This is a genomic window from Curtobacterium sp. 9128 (genome assembly GCF_007673775.1).
Lineage (GTDB): Bacteria > Actinomycetota > Actinomycetes > Actinomycetales > Microbacteriaceae > Curtobacterium.
Window position 1 is genome coordinate 503,557 of sequence record NZ_VEAF01000002.1, and the last position, 14,759, is coordinate 518,315.

A 14,759-nucleotide genomic window follows, 5' to 3' on the forward strand; every position below is an offset into this window, starting at 1 on the left:
GTGTGCTTCCTCCTGCCCGGCTGTCAGAAGCCGGGGATGAGACCGACGACGAGGTCGATCAGCTTGATGCCGATGAAGGGGACGATGACGCCACCGAGCCCGTAGACGAGCAGGTTGCGACCGAGGATCGACGAGGCCGACGCCGCGCGGTACTTCACGCCGCGCAGGGACAGCGGGATGAGCGCCACGATGACGAGGGCGTTGAACACCACCGCGGAGAGGATCGCCGACGCGGGGCTGTGCAGACCCATGATGTTCAGCAGTCCGAGCCCCGGGAACGTCGCCTGGAACATCGCCGGGATGATCGCGAAGTACTTCGCGACGTCGTTGGCGATCGAGAACGTGGTGAGGGCACCGCGGGTGATGAGCAGCTGCTTGCCGATCCGGACGACGTCGATGAGCTTCGTCGGGTCCGAGTCGAGGTCGACCATGTTGCCGGCCTCCTTCGCCGCGGTCGTCCCCGTGTTCATCGCGACGCCGACGTCCGCCTGGGCCAGCGCCGGGGCGTCGTTCGTGCCGTCGCCGGTCATCGCGACGAGGTTGCCGCCCTCCTGCTCCTTCCGGATCAGGGCGAGCTTGTCCTCCGGCGTGGCCTCGGCGAGGAAGTCGTCGACGCCCGCCTCGGCCGCGATGGCCTTCGCGGTGCGCGGGTTGTCGCCGGTGATCATGACGGTGCGGATGCCCATCTCGCGCATCTGCGCGAAGCGGGCCGCCATGCCGTCCTTCACGACGTCCTTGAGGTGCACGACGCCGAGCAGCGTGACGGTGCCGGACGGGTCCTTCCGCGCGACGACGAGCGGCGTGCCGCCCTGGTCGGAGATCTCGGCGACCGTGGCGTCGATCGCCGCGACGACACCGGCATCCGAGCGGGTGGCCCAGGCCAGGACCGCGGCCGCTGCGCCCTTCCGGACCTCGGTGCCGTCGGTCAGGTCGAGGCCGGACATGCGGGTCTGCGCGGTGAACGGCACCTCGACCGCGCCCGCGGGGAGCCCCGCGCCGATCCCGGCCTGGGCGGCCAGGTCGACGATGGAGCGGCCCTCCGGGGTGCTGTCCGCGGCGGACGACAGCGCCGCCGCCTCCATGAGCTCCGCCTCGGCGACCCCGGGGACGGGCACGACGCGGGACGCCTGCCGGTTGCCGTAGGTGATCGTGCCCGTCTTGTCGAGGAGCAGCGTGGTGATGTCCCCGGCGGCCTCGACCGCGCGGCCGGACATCGCGAGCACGTTGTGCTGCACGAGCCGGTCCATGCCGGCGATGCCGATCGCGGAGAGCAGTGCGCCGATCGTGGTGGGGATCAGGCAGACGAGCAGGGCGATGAGCACGGGGACGCTGACGGACGCGCCGACCAGGCCGGCGATGGGCTGCATCGTCAGACAGACGATGACGAAGACGATCGACAGCGACGCGAGCAGGATGTTCAGCGCGATCTCGTTCGGCGTCTTCTGGCGCGCGGCCCCCTCGACCAGGCGGATCATGCGGTCGATGAAGGTCTCGCCGGGGGTCGAGGTGATGCGCACGACGATGCGGTCGGAGAGCACACGCGTGCCACCGGTGACGGCACTGCGGTCACCGCCGGACTCGCGGATCACCGGGGCGGACTCGCCCGTGACGGCGGACTCGTCGACCGAGGCGATGCCGTCGATCACGTCGCCGTCACCGGGGATCACCTCGCCGGCGGCCACGACGACCACGTCGCCCTTGGCCAGGTCGACCGAGGCCACGTCCTCGGTCGCGTTGCCGGTCGCGGCCGGGTCGGACGTGTCGTACCCGACGACCCGACGGGCGCTGGTGGTGGACCGCGTCTTGCGGAGGGTGTCGGCCTGCGCCTTGCCGCGGCCCTCGGCGACGGACTCGGCGAGGTTGGCGAAGACGACGGTCAGCCAGAGCCAGACCGCGATCGCCCAGGTGAACGACGCCGGGACCGCGGTGCCGCCGTCGCCGCCGGAGAACGGCTCGACGACGGCGGTGACGGTGGTCAGTGCGGCGCCGACCTCGACGATGAACATGACGGGGTTGCGCCACATCGAGCGCGGGTCGAGCTTCCGGAACGCGCCGGGGAGCCCCGCGACGAGCTGTCGGGGACCGAAGGCGCTGCCGCGGCCCTCGGTGGTGGACGTGGTGGTGTCGGTTTCGGGTGCGATGGTGCTCATCGGACGAGTCCTTCTGCGAGCGGGCCCAGTGCGAGCACCGGGAAGTACGTGAGTGCGGTGACGATCACGGCGACTCCGGTCAGGAGTGCCACGAAGAGCGGACGGTGCGTCGGCAGCGTGCCGGCGGTCGCGGGGACCTTGTCCTGGGCGGCGAGCGACCCGGCGAGTGCCAGGACGAACACCATCGGCACGAACCGACCGAGCAGCATCGCCACGGCGAGCGCCGAGTTCAGCCAGGTCGTGTTGCCGGTCAGGCCGCCGAACGCCGAGCCGTTGTTGTTCGCCGCGCTGGTGAAGGCGTAGAGCAGTTCGGACAGGCCGTGGTTGCCGGGGTTGGCGATCGACGTGCCGATGACCTGCTCGCGCACCCCCGGGATCACCAGGGACACCGCGGTGCCGAGCAGCACGAGCGTCGGGGTGACCAGGATGTAGAGCGCGGCGAGGCGGATCTCCCGTGAGCCGATGCGCTTGCCGAGGTACTCCGGCGTCCGTCCGACGAGCAGCCCGGCGATGAACACCGTGATGACGGCGAGGATGAGCATGCCGTACAGGCCCGAGCCGGTGCCGCCGGGGGCGATCTCGCCGAGCATCATGTTGAGCATCGCCATCATGCCGCCGAGCGGGGTGTAGCTGTCGAGCATCGAGTTGACGGCGCCGGTCGACGTCAGGGTCGACGTGGTGTCGAACAGCGTCGAGCCGAGGATGCCGAACCGGACCTCCTTGCCCTCCATCGCCGCTCCGGCCGCCTGGGTGGCCGATCCGGTGAGCGACACCTCCGCCAGGGTCATCGCGACGAGCGAGACGAGGAAGAGCACCCCCATCACGGCGAGGATGGCGTAGCCCTGACGCTTGTCGCCGACCATCACGCCGAACGTGCGGGGCAGGCTGAACGGGATCACGAGCATGAGGAAGACCTCGACGAGGTTCGTCCACGGCTGCGGGTTCTCGAACGGGTGCGCGGAGTTCGCGTTGAAGAACCCGCCGCCGTTCGTGCCGAGCTCCTTGATGGCCTCCTGCGACGCCGCCGGGCCACCGGGGATGTGCTGCGTGGCACCGGCGAGGGTGTGCACGGCGGTCGGGTCGAGGAAGTTCTGGATGACGCCACCGCCGATCAGGATGACCGCGAAGACGAACGACGCCGGCAGCAGCAGTCGCCAGAGCGTTCGGACCGTGTCGACCCAGAAGTTCCCGATCGTGCCGGACCTGCGGCTCGCGAAGCCGCGGACCAGGGCGATCACGACGACCATGCCGACGGCGGCGGAGACGAAGTTCTGGACGGCGTAGCCGGCCATCTGCACGGCGTAGCCGACGGTGGCCTCTGGCGAGTAGTTCTGCCAGTTCGTGTTCGTGACGAACGACACGGCGGTGTTGAACGCCAGTGCCGGCGTCATCGCGGGCAGCCCGAGGTCGTAGGGCAGCACGGCCTGGAGCCGTTCCATCCCGTAGACGAGGAAGACCCCGACGATGCTGAACAGGAGCACGCCGCGCAGGTACGTCTGCCAGGACTGCGCCGCGTCGGCGTCCACGCCGATCAGCCGGTAGACACCGCGCTCGACACGCATGTGCCGCACGGAGGTGTACATGCGGGCCATCCCGTCCCCGAGGGGGCGGTGCGCGAGCACGAGCAGCAGGACGAGGGTCGCGACCTGGGCGATGCCGGCCCAGACGGTCCCGGCGCCCATCAGAACCGCTCCGGACGCACGAGCGCCCACACGAGGTACCCGACAGCGGCAACGCCGAGGACAGCGGCGAGGATGGTGACGACGATCACAGCCGTTCCACCCCCTTGGCGATCAGCGCGACCACACCGAACAGTGCGATGACACCGATGACGACGAACACGTCGAACACGACCAACTCCTGGAGAGGATCCAGCTCACCGCGGCTGCGGTGAACGGCACCGTGCGCGGTGCCAGAAGGGATCCTGTCCGCTCGAGGGAGGCCGTTCCGGCGTCCTAACGGGTCGCTAACGCGGTCGGCGCGAACCTCAACGCGTTCCTAACCGGAGTCGCTCCGCCCCGGCCCGGTCGGATGAGGAGCGCGTCAGGGTTCCCGCCGTCGGCGTCAGGGTTCCGACAGGGCGTCTTCCGCCCGGCCGGCGCCGTGGCGACGCTGGTCCGGTGACCCTCACGACCCTGATGCCGACGCTGCGCGCGTCGCTGCCCGACCCCATCGACGCCACGGCGTGGCCCGCTCGCACGACCACGACGCTGGACGACGTGGCCGTCGCCGCCGTGTCCATGACGCGCTTGGCGGACCTCGCCGGGACCCCCTGCGTGCACACCGCCGAACAGCCCGCGCCGGACTGGCGACCTCCGGGGTGGACGCCGGCGTCGGTGAGCGTGGCGGTCGCGTCGGTGCTCGGGGTCCGTCGGCCACGACCCGGCACGGTCCTCATCGAGCTCGACGCAGCCTTGCCCACCTGCGCGGTGCTCGACCAGATCCGCCTCATCGGCCGGACGAGCGTCGCCCGTCTCGTGTCGACGAACGTCGTGGCCCCGGCGGTCGCCGGCGTCGAGAAGCCCTTCGCGCTGCTGCCTGCGCCGCTCCCCGCCGACGTCCGCGAGGGCGACCTCGTCTGCTTCCCCTGCCGGACGGCGCTCCGCCACCGGGACGTCGCGGTACCGGTCCGGGCCGAGGTCCGGCAGGACGCCCGATGACCGTCACGACGGCGGCGGCGCGGGTGCTGCACGGCCCGCACGTGTGGGGTCGGCTGGAGGACCGTCCGGTGACCAGGGCGATGGTGAGCAGCCGCACGCTCGTGGTCTTCCCCCCGGGCACGGACACCCGGGAGCGCCTGCTCCTCGGCGCCTGGCACCACTGGTTCCTGGTCGGAGCCGTGGTGGCGGTGGCGGTCATCGCGGCCACCTCGGCGTCGGTCGCCGGGTTCGTCGCAGCGATGGTGGTCGACGCGGCCGGCTTCGTCGTCCTGGGGCGGTGCACGAGGCGGGTCCGTCCGCTCGTCCGGACGATCACCGTCACCACGTTCCACGGGTACGGCGGACCGGAGGTGCGCGGCGAGGTGCAGCGCCTGCTGCGCGCCCACGAGGCACTCACGCTCGCCGAGGTCTCGGTGCACAGCGGCGCGATCGCCCCCGCGGAGTTCGAGGCCGCATGGGGCGTCGTGTGGCGGAGCCTGGCCCCCGACCCCTGCTAGTCCTCGTGCACGGGCGGGTCGGTACGGAGCCGCTTGGCCTCGGGCTCGGCGGAGTGGCTCGACGCGGCGTCGATGAACCGGCCGCCACCGACCGCTGCGGTCCGCCGGACGAGCTCGTTGACGAGGTCGTCGTCCTCCGGCTCGAGCTCGTCGTCCGGAGCCGACTCCACCATGACCTGGGACGCCGGGCCGAGCAGGACCTCGGCCGTCACGCCGAACCCGTCGTCGTCGGCGGTCGGGATCTCGACGATGTCGGTCGTGCCGTTCTCGCCGAGGGCTGCGGCGTACGCCAGCACCGCCTCCGCGATCGCGTCACTGGTCATCACCCGGTTCTCGCCGTACACCACGAACTTCATGGCACCGACTCAACGCCGCGCCGCTGACGGCACGCTCGGCCACCACGCCAAGCGGACAGCCACCCCATGCTCGGAGGACGTTCACCCACGGGCCACCGATGTCAGCCGTCTCATCGGCGGAGCGCAGCACTTCGCGAAGGACCGGGACCACGCTCGCGTCATGAACGTGAAGCAGCGCCTCTGGGTGGCCATCGGCCTCGGCGGCGCACTGGTCCTCGGCGGCGCCGGTGTCCTCGGCGTCCTCCTCGTCCCGGCGGGGGCACACACCGACGCCGGCGCCGTGCTCACCGGCACCGTCCGACAGGGCACCGTCTCGGCGAGCGTGAGCACGACCGGGAACGTCGCGCCGGTGTCGGAGACCGCGGTCGGGTTCGCCGTCCCCGGGACGATCGCGTCGGTCGCGGTGCAGCCCGGCCAGCAGGTGACCGCCGGGCAGACCATCGCCACGATCGCGACGGGGACGCTCTCCGGAGCGCTGACCGACGCCCAGGCGACCCTCGCGAGCGACAGCACGGCCCTCGCCGACGCGCAGTCCGCGCTCGCCGCCGCGGAGGCTGCGCCCACCACCGGCACGACCACCGGCACGGCACGTGGTGCGACCACGACCAGCGCCAGCACGGCCAGCACCGCGTCGAGCGTGGCGCAGGCGCAGACGCAGGTCTCCAGCGACCAGGCGAAGGCCACGGCGGACCAGACGGCCGTGACCACCGCGCAGACGGACCTGGCGGACGCCACGCTCGACGCACCGGTGGCCGGTGAGGTCCTGGCGGTGAACGCCGCGGTGGGGCAGAGCGTGTCGGCCAGCGGGACCACCGCGGTGACCACGCCCGCGGCCACGTCCAGCGGCACGGGCAGCGGGAGCGGTGGCGGCGCAGCGAGCAGCAGCAGCGCGAGCGGCGGCACGAGCGGCTCGTCCGGCGGGAGCTCGTCCGGCGGGAGCTCCTCCGGCGTCGTGACGATCGCCGACACCGCACAGGACGTCGTGACGACCGACGTCCCCGAGTCCGAGGTGGGCTCGCTCCAGGTCGGGCAGGCCGCCTCGGTGACGTACCCCGCGGTCACGAGCGTGACGAGCACCGCGAAGGTGACCGCGATCGCCCCCGTCGGGACGTCCTCCGGCGGGGTCGTGACCTTCCCGGTGACCGTGACGCTCTCGGCGCTGCCGACCGGCATCCGCTACGGCGACACGGCGGACGTCGCCGTCACGACCCAGTCCTCACCGGCGACCGCGCTCTCCGTGCCGGCCGCGGCCATCCACTCCTCGGGGTCGTCGTCGTACGTCGAGGTGCTGTCGGGCACGACCACGAAGGACGTCACGGTCACCACCGGGGTCGTCGGGACCGACGGCACCCAGGTCAGCGGCACCGGCCTGCACGCCGGCGAGCGCATCTCGCTCGGGTCCGCGGCGTCGACCACGACGACCGGGACCGGCGGCACCGGCACCGGGGCGGGCGGAGCCGGGCTCGGCGGCGGCGGGTTCGGCGGCGGTGGGTACGGCGGTGGCCGGTACGGCGGCGGCCGCTCCGGCGGAAGCGGCACCGGGACCGGCGGCGCGGGCGCCGGTGCGGGCGGAGCGGGCCGATGACGGACGACGTCGCCGTCGAGCTCGTCGGCGTGCACCAGGTCTACGGCACGGGCGACGGCGCCGTGCACGCGCTGCGCGGCGTGGACCTGCGGGTCGACCGAGGCGAGTACGTCGCGGTGATGGGCCCCTCCGGGTCCGGCAAGTCGACGCTGATGAACATCCTCGGCTGTCTCGACGTCCCCTCGCACGGCGTCTACCGGCTCGGCGGGACCGACGTCCGGTCGCTCGGCGACGACGAGCTCTCCCGGGTGCGCAACCGCGACCTCGGGTTCGTGTTCCAGTCGTTCAACCTCATCCAGAGCATGTCCGCGCTCGCGAACGTCGCGCTGCCGCTGGCCTACGCGGCGGTGCACCGGCACGAGCGGGCCCGGATCGCGACGGCGGCACTCGAGCGGGTCGGCCTCGGTGAGCGGGCGCAGCACGCTCCCGTCGAACTGTCCGGCGGGCAGCAGCAGCGCGTCGCGATCGCCCGGGCGCTCGTCATGGAGCCGACGCTGATCCTCGCGGACGAGCCGACCGGCAACCTCGACTCCCGCGCGACCGACGAGGTGCTCGACCTGCTGGACTCCCTCGCCGACGAACGCCGCACCATCGTCGTGATCACCCACGAGGACCACGTGGCCGAACGGGCGCACCGCGTGCTCACCGTCGCCGACGGACAGGTCGTCGACGACCGTCGCCGAGCCGGGACCGACCGATGAGACCCGGCGAGGTCCTCCTCAGCGCCGTCCGCGGGGTGACCGCCAACAAGCTCCGCTCGGTGCTGACCCTCCTCGGGGTCCTGATCGGCGTCGCCGCGGTCATCCTCCTGCTCGCGGTGGGCAACGGGTCCGCGCAGCAGGTCGCGGCGTCCATCGACGCCCTCGGGACGAACACGCTCACCGTGCGTCCTGGCGGCACCACCACGACGGGCGACGCCACGCGGCCGATGACGGAGCAGGTGACCACGCAGCTCGCCCACGCCGGGCTCGGGCACGTCGGCCGGGTCGTCCCCGAGGTCACGGCGACCGAGACCGCCGTGGCCGGCACGGTGTCCGAGTCCGGGACCGAGGTCATCGGGACCACCCCGTCGTACTTCACCGTCAGCACCGCGAAGCTCGGCGCCGGGCAGGCGTTCCCGACCGGTGCCGCCCGCGATGCCGTCGTCGGCCCCACGCTCGCCGCGGAGCTCTGGCCGGGTCGGTCGCCGATCGGACAGACGATGACGATCGCCGGGGAGTCGTTCACGGTCACCGGCGAACTCGCCGAGCAGACGAGCGTGGGCTTCCAGGACCCGAACTCCGAGGTCGTCGCACCCCTGGCGGCCGTGCAGGACGACTTCACCGGCTACGGGCAGGTGTCCGCGGTCCTCGTCGCCGCCACCGCCCCCGGTGCCGTGACGCAGGCCACCGACGAGGTGACCATCGAACTCGACCAGCTCCTCGGTGCCACCACGGCGGACCAGCCTTTCACCGTGACGAGCGCCGCCACCCTGCTGCAGACCCGACAGGCGAGCGCGCAGAGCTTCACCGTCCTCCTCGCGGCGGTGGCGGCCATCAGCCTCCTGGTCGGCGGGATCGGCGTCACGAACGTCATGCTCGTCACGGTCACCGAGCGCACGCGCGAGATCGGCATCCGCAAGGCGATCGGCGCCACCCGACGGGCGATCCTGTCCCAGTTCCTCGCCGAGGCGGCGATCCTCACGCTCGCCGGCGGCGTCCTCGGGGTCGTCGTCGCCGTGGTCGGCGCGCAGTTCCCCATCGACGGCACCACCCCCGTCCTCGTCTGGTCGAGCATCCCCCTCGCCCTCGGGGTCTCCGTCGCCATCGGCCTGTTCTTCGGCGTCTACCCCGCGGCCCGCGCCGCCGGGATGCGGCCGATCCAGGCACTCCGCACCGTCTGAACCGAGAGCAGGACACCATGACCACGCCCGCCACACCCCAGCCCGCCGCCGGATGGCCGGGTCCCACCCCGGACCGTCCGCGCTCCTCGCCCCTGCGGTGGATCATCCCGACGCTCGTGGTGCTCGTCGCGATCGTCGCCGGGCTCCTCGGCGGGATCCTCATCGGTCGCCACACCGCCGCGGCAGCGGCACCCGGCGCCCGTCCCGGGACCGGGCAGTACGCCCAGTACGGCGGCGCGGGTCGGTACGGCACCTCCCCGACGGCGGGCAGCACGCCCGGTGCGTTCGGCGGCGGGGCGTTCGTGAGCGGCACCGTCACCGCCGTGCACGGGTCGACCCTCACCGTCACCACCCAGCAGGGCACGACGGAGACGATCACCGTGCCGTCCTCGGCGAGCGTCACCGCGACGCAGCGCAGCTCCCTCGGCGCGCTCAAGGCCGGGCAGCACGTCACCGTGACGGGGACACCGGGGTCGTCGTCCGGCTCGATGACGGCCACCCGGGTCGCCGAGGGCCAGTCCGGGTTCCGCGGCGGCCGCGGCGCGCGCACGTCCGGCGGCGACTGAGCGGACCGCGACCAGCGGACGGGAGGCTCGGCGCACCACCGGCACCGAGCCTGGCGTCCGTCCGGTGCGCACCACGCGGCGCACCGCGCCGCTCAGAGCGACGCGACCCACGCGTCCGTCGTCGTGACGACGGCCTGCCGCGGGAACACCTTCTCGGTGAGGACCCGGTGCACCTCGGGGTCGCCGTCGGCACAGGCGTCCTCGAGCACGGTGATCCGGAAGTCGAGGTCGGCCGCCTGGCGGACCGTGGAGAGCACCACGCCGCTCGTCGAGATGCCGGCGAGCACGACGGCGTCCGCGTCGGCACCGCGGAGCAGGACCTCGAGGTCGCTGCCCGTGAACGCGCTGATCCGGCGCTTCGTGACGATGGGCTCGCCGGGGCGTGGCGCGAGGTCCGCGTGGATCTGCGTCGCGGGGCCGTCCTCGTGCATCGCGTCGCCCCGCGTCGCACGGGCCGCGCCGAAGCTCTGGTTCGTCGCGGCGACCTCGGGGTATCCCGGACGGAAGGCGACCCGCACGAAGAAGACGGGGACGCCGGCGGCGCGTGCCGCGTCGACGGCCCGGGCGGCGGCAGCGACGACCTCCGTGGTCCCGAGGCGTTCGACGATGCCGCGCTGGAAGTCCATGACCACCAGGACGGTGCTGCGTTCGCTCATGCCCGCAGCGTAGATGCCGCCGACGTGACGGGAGGCCCGGCGCACGTCGTGCACCGAGCCTCCCGTCCGTCTGCTGGTCACCCGGGTCGGTGGTCGGCTGCGCCGACCGTCACCACGGCTCCCGTGTCGGTCTCGTCCGCTCGAGGCGGCTCGAACAGGCCCCGGTAGCCGCGGACGGCACTCCACCCCGCGATGAGGAACACCGTGCCCGCGACGGCGGCGATCCACGGCAGGACGACCGCGTTCTCCCACGGCGTCGGGAGCACGAGCCAGAGCAGGAAGTTCCCGACCAGGCTGCCGGTCGCGCCGAGCAGGACGGCCGTCCGGCGGTCGAGGCTGGACAGCACGAGCGCGGTCGTCACGGCCGTCATCGCGACGAGGGCGTTGACGATGGCGAACACCGCTGCTGCCCCTAGTCCCCCGTGCCGACGGCGAGCTGCTCGCGCCCGCCGTTCGTGGTGACCGCGATCTTGCGCGGCTTCGCCGACTCCTTGACCGGGATCGTGACGCTCAGCACGCCGTTGTCGTAGCCGGCCGTGATGCGCTCGGCGTCGAGCCCGTCACCGAGGGTCAGCTGTCGCACGTAGGTGCCGGGCTGGCGCTCGCGGGTGATCCACTGCGATCCCTCCGGTGCGCCGAGGGTCCGCTCGGCACGGATGGTCAGGACCGAGCCGTCCACGTCGATGTCGACGGAGCCCGGGTCGATGCCGGGCAGGTCGACGTCGAGGACGTAGTGGTCGCCGGTGCGGTACAGGTCCATCGGCATCGAGCGCGGGCCGGCGGACCCCAGGAGGGAACCAGCGAGACGGTCGAGCTCACGGAACGGGTCGAAGTTCATCGTCATCGGAATCAACTCCTTCGTGTCTGGTGTTGAGTCCCCTCGACTCAACTGGCACCGTTTTAGCACTCGAGCCTGGAGAGTGCCAAAAGACGGCTCGGAGATCGCTCGGAACGCCGGCTCACGTTCCGCTGCCGTCGAAGAACGCGGCGAGGGCCGGGGCCGTGTCCGCCACCGTGGAGAGGTTCGCCACGAGGACGATCCCGAGGAACAGCAGCAGGCCCGGGAGCAGGACACCGGCGGCCGCGAGCACCCGGCGGAGACGCCGAGCGGGCTCCGGCGTGCGGGTCCGCCGCACCCAGACCACGACCGTGAGTGCGGCGACCACGACGATGGCCGCGACGGCGGTGACGACGAGCGCGGCGTGGTACACGCGGAAGTCGTCGACGAGCGTCGCGACCGGCGGAGTCGACACACCACCGGCGAGCGCACTGCGGACCGCACCGACCGCAGGTCCGTCCATCGGCAGGAAGGTGAGGACGGACGACAGCGGCGCCACCGCACCCTGCACGTTCGCCATCGTCATCAGCAGCACGACCGGCGCGACGGGCGCGCCCAGCACGCCGACCAAGAGCAGGAGCGCTCGACGGCCGCCGGACCGGGCCCGTGCATACGCACCCCAGAGCCGTCGACCGACCGGCACCAGGACCACCAGGAGGGCGATCGCGACGACTGCCTTCACCGCGTGGAAGACGGCCCAGAACGCGACGGCGTCGGCGAGCGGGGCACTCGACGCCCGTCCGGACCGTACCCATGCCGCGAACCCGGAGGCGACGGCCTCGGGGAGCGCTGCGACCGACAGGTGTGTGCCGGTTGCCCACCCGGCGACTGCCGCAGGCCCGAGCACCACGGCGATCGTCAGCGCGGCCGCCAGGACGAGCCACACGGCACCGCGTCGATCCGCCCCGGACGATCCGTTCGTCGTCGTCGTCGTCATCATCAACCTCCCCGCCGTCGGGACCGTCCCGACGGGACGACGCTACGGAACGCCGTGGGGCCGCCGCGTCATCCTCCGCGATGACCTTCCCCTGCCGCGGATCGGCCGCCGAGCGGACGTCGACGTCGAACCGAGGGCTCTGCACAAGGCTCCGCGCCCTGGTAGGGCTCGTACCGGACGGTCGTTCCCCACCGCGTCCACCCCGGCAGCACCACGAGGGCGGTCAGGCACCCTCGGTAGCCCGTCTCGGTCGCAGTGGCGCCGTCGTCGAGCGTGACCACGACCCGGGAGCGACCGGGAGCGGTGGTCTCGACGACGCGCCCGGCGACGACGCCCGCGAGCAACTGCTTCGCCATCGCGACCCCGGCGTCGTCGTGGCCGAGCTCCCAGCGACCGCCACCGTGCCGTCCGACCTCGACGACGAGCCACTGCTCGCAGACGATGCTGCACGCGGCTGCCCCCGGTCTGCGTGGAGCGACGAAGGCTGTCCGGATCGACGGCGCTCCGGCTTCCCCGACCGTCCGGGCCTCCTCGGCCCCCTCGGCCCCCTCGGCCTCCGAGGAGCCGATGTCGTGGGTGGTCACCTCCGCCGTGTCGCCCGTCAGGGCGCGCAGGAACGGGAGCAGCTCCTGCATCGCCGCCGCCTGTTCGCAGGACGGCGGCACGGGGCCGTCGGCTGCACTGCTCACGGGCTCACGATGGCACACCGAGCGTCGGGCGCGTCAGCGGCGACGAGGCTCGCGGTGGAAGTACACCGTCATGGTGAGGTCGTCCTCACCTTCGCTGACGGCACTCGTGAAGGTGATGTCCTGCACGCTCACGTCGCCGAGGCCGTCGAGCGTGCCCGCCACCCGGCGGAGCAGCGCGGCCACGTTCCCCTGGCCGCTGCCGACCGGGTTGCTCTGGGAGAAATGAGAGATCGTCCAGTCATCGGGCATCATGACACGACAGTACGGTCACGTCGTGTGTACTGGCGTCGGAGGGCACCATGGAACAGATCACGAAGCGCCTGCTGAACTGGGCGAGCATCCTCGAGCCGCACACCCGGGAACAGGCGGAGCGGCTGTCGCGGCTGCCGTTCATCCACCCACACGTCGCCCTCATGCCGGATGCGCACCTCGGCAAGGGCGCCACCGTCGGCTCCGTCATCCCCACCGTCGGCGCGATCGTCCCGGCCGCGGTCGGCGTCGACATCGGATGCGGCATGATCGCCGTCCGGACGCAGTGGATCGAGAGCGACCTCCGCCGCGCGGTCGGTGACCACGGCCTCCGGACCCTGCGGGAACGGATCGAGGAGCAGATCCCCCTGTCGGCCGGGAAGTACAACCAGCGGATCGAGGAGTCCGCGAGCCCTCGCATCGTCGAGCTCGAGGCGCTCGCCGGCGAACTCGGCTTCGATCCGGCCACGGCCGCACCGAACTGGAGGCTGCAGCTCGGGACGCTCGGCTCCGGGAACCACTTCATCGAGGTCAGCGTGGACGAGGAGGAGCGCGTCTGGCTGTTCCTGCACTCCGGCTCCCGAGGCGTCGGCAACAAGATCGCCCAGCACCACATCCAGGTCGCGCAGGACCTCGCCGCGCGGTGGTTCATCCCGCTCGAGGACCCGGACCTGGCCTACCTGGTCGAGGGCACGCCCGAGTTCGACCGCTACATCGCCGAACTCCGCTGGGCGCAGCACTTCGCACTCCTCAACCGGGAGGAGATGATGGACCGCGTCGTCGCGCAGGTCGAGCTCGTCACCGGTGTCCCCGTCGAGGAGTCCGAACGGGTGAACTGCCACCACAACTACACCGCGCAGGAACGGCACTTCGGCAAGGACGTCTGGCTGTCGCGGAAGGGAGCGATCGATGCGTCCGAGGGCGCACCCGGGCTCATCCCCGGCAGCATGGGCGACCTGTCCTACGTGGTCCGTGGTCGCGGCAACCGCGTCGCCCTGGACAGCAGCCCGCACGGTGCCGGCCGGAGCCACTCCCGCTCCGCCGCTCGTCGGGAGTTCACCCACGAGCAGCTGCGCGAGGCGATGACCGGCATCGAGTACCGCGACACCGACGCGTTCCTCGACGAGATCCCCGCCGCCTACAAGCCGATCGACGTCGTGATGCAGGACGCCGCCGACCTCGTCGAGGTCGTCCACACCCTGCGCCAGATCGTCAACGTGAAGGGCGACTGACCGTGCCACGCGTCGCTCGTACCCCTGGCGGGGTGGTCGGTGCCGTCGTCAACGTCGTCGCCTGCGCGGCCCTCGTGGTCGGGTTGCCCGTCGTCGCGCTCACCACTGGCCACGACCAGACACACGTCGTCTTCGCGATCGTCGGGTTCGCGATCGCCGTGGTCCTGGAGACGACGTTCGTGCGGAACCTCCGTCGGCAGCTCGCAGCGCGGAGGAACCGGTGAACCCGCAGCTCGTCTTCGGCATCGGGGGTGCGGTCGTCGGGCTGTGGGGCGTGACGATCGCGGTGTTCAACGGATGGGCGCAGCGGCTCGGCGGCGACCAGCTCGCGAACGGGCGGCCGCTGACACCGCGGTTCGTCCGGGGCATCGGCGTCTTGCTGGCGGTGGGCGGGACACTGTTCGTCGTCCTGGCACTGACCGGGGTGTTGCCCGACCACGGGTGAGCGCGAGCGAGGCGCGC

Annotated in this window: 19 protein-coding genes; 9 read left to right on the top strand and 10 right to left on the bottom strand. The window is 72.3% G+C overall.

Annotated features, from left to right (window positions below):
* Positions 1-23: 23 nt before the first annotated feature.
* From kdpB to kdpF, 3 genes are read right to left on the bottom strand one after another with little or no spacing between them, the layout of a single operon-like run.
* Positions 24-2,150: a potassium-transporting ATPase subunit KdpB gene (kdpB, locus tag FS641_RS05650; protein ID WP_144761145.1), complete on the bottom strand. Its 2,127-nt coding sequence runs from the start codon at positions 2,148-2,150 to the stop codon at positions 24-26.
* Entirely contained in the window at positions 2,147-3,832 is a 1,686-nt protein-coding gene (kdpA, locus tag FS641_RS05655) for a potassium-transporting ATPase subunit KdpA (RefSeq protein WP_144761148.1), read from the bottom strand. The genes kdpB and kdpA overlap by 4 nt, the downstream gene beginning before the upstream one ends.
* Positions 3,832-3,921, bottom strand: coding sequence for a K(+)-transporting ATPase subunit F (gene kdpF, locus FS641_RS05660; RefSeq protein ID WP_144761151.1), 90 nt, complete (start codon positions 3,919-3,921; stop codon positions 3,832-3,834). Before kdpF ends, kdpA begins: the two co-directional genes overlap by 1 nt.
* 349 nt (positions 3,922-4,270) lie before the next feature.
* Here kdpF and FS641_RS05665 point away from each other — a divergent pair, with 349 nt between their 5' ends.
* Entirely contained in the window at positions 4,271-4,810 is a 540-nt protein-coding gene (locus tag FS641_RS05665; RefSeq protein WP_144761154.1) for a hypothetical protein, read from the top strand.
* Positions 4,807-5,307, top strand: coding sequence for a DUF6611 family protein (locus FS641_RS05670; protein ID WP_144761157.1), 501 nt, complete (start codon positions 4,807-4,809; stop codon positions 5,305-5,307). The genes FS641_RS05665 and FS641_RS05670 overlap by 4 nt, the downstream gene beginning before the upstream one ends.
* Here the strand turns inward: FS641_RS05670 and FS641_RS17950 are convergent.
* On the bottom strand, positions 5,304-5,663 hold the full coding sequence (locus tag FS641_RS17950) for a hypothetical protein (RefSeq protein WP_186317587.1): 360 nt from the start codon (positions 5,661-5,663) through the stop codon (positions 5,304-5,306). The genes FS641_RS05670 and FS641_RS17950 overlap by 4 nt on opposite strands.
* A 160-nt stretch (positions 5,664-5,823) precedes the next feature.
* Between FS641_RS17950 and FS641_RS05675 the strand changes: the two genes are divergently transcribed.
* The 4 genes from FS641_RS05675 to FS641_RS05690 are packed head-to-tail and all read left to right on the top strand — an operon-like array spanning position 5,824 to position 9,696.
* Positions 5,824-7,248, top strand: coding sequence for an efflux RND transporter periplasmic adaptor subunit (locus FS641_RS05675; RefSeq protein WP_186317588.1), 1,425 nt, complete (start codon positions 5,824-5,826; stop codon positions 7,246-7,248).
* Positions 7,245-7,949: an ABC transporter ATP-binding protein gene (locus tag FS641_RS05680; protein WP_144761164.1), complete on the top strand. Its 705-nt coding sequence runs from the start codon at positions 7,245-7,247 to the stop codon at positions 7,947-7,949. Before FS641_RS05675 ends, FS641_RS05680 begins: the two co-directional genes overlap by 4 nt.
* A complete protein-coding gene (locus tag FS641_RS05685; RefSeq protein WP_144761167.1) occupies positions 7,946-9,130 on the top strand; it encodes an ABC transporter permease in 1,185 nt (394 codons plus the stop codon). Before FS641_RS05680 ends, FS641_RS05685 begins: the two co-directional genes overlap by 4 nt.
* A 17-nt stretch (positions 9,131-9,147) precedes the next feature.
* On the top strand, positions 9,148-9,696 hold the full coding sequence (locus FS641_RS05690; RefSeq protein WP_144761171.1) for a hypothetical protein: 549 nt from the start codon (positions 9,148-9,150) through the stop codon (positions 9,694-9,696).
* A 92-nt stretch (positions 9,697-9,788) separates the two neighbouring features.
* Here FS641_RS05690 and FS641_RS05695 read toward each other — a convergent pair whose 3' ends face one another.
* From FS641_RS05695 to FS641_RS05720, 6 genes are all read right to left on the bottom strand, one after another.
* Positions 9,789-10,352 carry a cysteine hydrolase family protein gene (locus FS641_RS05695; protein WP_144761174.1) on the bottom strand — a complete coding sequence of 188 codons (564 nt, stop codon included), beginning with the start codon at positions 10,350-10,352 and terminating at the stop codon, positions 9,789-9,791.
* 77 nt (positions 10,353-10,429) lie between these two features.
* Positions 10,430-10,753 (bottom strand): hypothetical protein, encoded by a 324-nt coding sequence (locus tag FS641_RS05700; RefSeq protein WP_144761177.1) that lies wholly within the window; start codon positions 10,751-10,753, stop codon positions 10,430-10,432.
* A gap of 11 nt (positions 10,754-10,764) precedes the next feature.
* On the bottom strand, positions 10,765-11,196 hold the full coding sequence (locus FS641_RS05705) for an Hsp20/alpha crystallin family protein (protein ID WP_144761180.1): 432 nt from the start codon (positions 11,194-11,196) through the stop codon (positions 10,765-10,767).
* A gap of 115 nt (positions 11,197-11,311) precedes the next feature.
* Positions 11,312-12,127, bottom strand: coding sequence for a hypothetical protein (locus tag FS641_RS05710; protein WP_144761182.1), 816 nt, complete (start codon positions 12,125-12,127; stop codon positions 11,312-11,314).
* A gap of 68 nt (positions 12,128-12,195) precedes the next feature.
* The gene (locus tag FS641_RS05715; RefSeq protein ID WP_144761185.1) at positions 12,196-12,816 is read right to left on the bottom strand and encodes a hypothetical protein; all 621 of its coding nucleotides are present in this window, start codon (positions 12,814-12,816) and stop codon (positions 12,196-12,198) included.
* Positions 12,817-12,849: 33 nt separating this feature from the next.
* The gene (locus tag FS641_RS05720) at positions 12,850-13,068 is read right to left on the bottom strand and encodes a hypothetical protein (protein ID WP_222122048.1); all 219 of its coding nucleotides are present in this window, start codon (positions 13,066-13,068) and stop codon (positions 12,850-12,852) included.
* Between the two features lie 47 nt (positions 13,069-13,115).
* Here FS641_RS05720 and FS641_RS05725 point away from each other — a divergent pair, with 47 nt between their 5' ends.
* Genes FS641_RS05725 through FS641_RS05735 form a run of 3 tightly spaced genes read left to right on the top strand, consistent with a single transcriptional unit; the run spans position 13,116 to position 14,742 of the window.
* On the top strand, positions 13,116-14,297 hold the full coding sequence (locus FS641_RS05725) for an RtcB family protein (RefSeq protein WP_144761188.1): 1,182 nt from the start codon (positions 13,116-13,118) through the stop codon (positions 14,295-14,297).
* Between the two features lie 2 nt (positions 14,298-14,299).
* Positions 14,300-14,521 carry a hypothetical protein gene (locus FS641_RS05730; protein ID WP_144761191.1) on the top strand — a complete coding sequence of 74 codons (222 nt, stop codon included), beginning with the start codon at positions 14,300-14,302 and terminating at the stop codon, positions 14,519-14,521.
* Positions 14,518-14,742: a hypothetical protein gene (locus FS641_RS05735; protein ID WP_144761194.1), complete on the top strand. Its 225-nt coding sequence runs from the start codon at positions 14,518-14,520 to the stop codon at positions 14,740-14,742. The genes FS641_RS05730 and FS641_RS05735 overlap by 4 nt, the downstream gene beginning before the upstream one ends.
* Positions 14,743-14,759 lie beyond the last annotated feature (17 nt).

Excerpts from the sequence above, each read along its gene's own strand:
- FS641_RS05685 (WP_144761167.1), top strand. The coding sequence starts at position 7,946 with ATGAGACCCGGCGAGGTCCTCCTCAGCGCCGTCCGCGGGGTGACCGCC.
- kdpB (WP_144761145.1), bottom strand. The coding sequence starts at position 2,150 with ATGAGCACCATCGCACCCGAAACCGACACCACCACGTCCACCACCGAG.
- FS641_RS05690 (WP_144761171.1), top strand. The coding sequence starts at position 9,148 with ATGACCACGCCCGCCACACCCCAGCCCGCCGCCGGATGGCCGGGTCCC.
- kdpA (WP_144761148.1), bottom strand. The coding sequence starts at position 3,832 with ATGGGCGCCGGGACCGTCTGGGCCGGCATCGCCCAGGTCGCGACCCTC.
- FS641_RS05695 (WP_144761174.1), bottom strand. The coding sequence starts at position 10,352 with ATGAGCGAACGCAGCACCGTCCTGGTGGTCATGGACTTCCAGCGCGGC.
- FS641_RS05675 (WP_186317588.1), top strand. The coding sequence starts at position 5,824 with ATGAACGTGAAGCAGCGCCTCTGGGTGGCCATCGGCCTCGGCGGCGCA.
- FS641_RS05725 (WP_144761188.1), top strand. The coding sequence starts at position 13,116 with ATGGAACAGATCACGAAGCGCCTGCTGAACTGGGCGAGCATCCTCGAG.
- FS641_RS05680 (WP_144761164.1), top strand. The coding sequence starts at position 7,245 with ATGACGGACGACGTCGCCGTCGAGCTCGTCGGCGTGCACCAGGTCTAC.
- FS641_RS05710 (WP_144761182.1), bottom strand. The coding sequence starts at position 12,127 with ATGACGACGACGACGACGAACGGATCGTCCGGGGCGGATCGACGCGGT.
- FS641_RS05670 (WP_144761157.1), top strand. The coding sequence starts at position 4,807 with ATGACCGTCACGACGGCGGCGGCGCGGGTGCTGCACGGCCCGCACGTG.
- FS641_RS05720 (WP_222122048.1), bottom strand. The coding sequence starts at position 13,068 with ATGATGCCCGATGACTGGACGATCTCTCATTTCTCCCAGAGCAACCCG.
- FS641_RS17950 (WP_186317587.1), bottom strand. The coding sequence starts at position 5,663 with ATGAAGTTCGTGGTGTACGGCGAGAACCGGGTGATGACCAGTGACGCG.
- FS641_RS05705 (WP_144761180.1), bottom strand. The coding sequence starts at position 11,196 with ATGACGATGAACTTCGACCCGTTCCGTGAGCTCGACCGTCTCGCTGGT.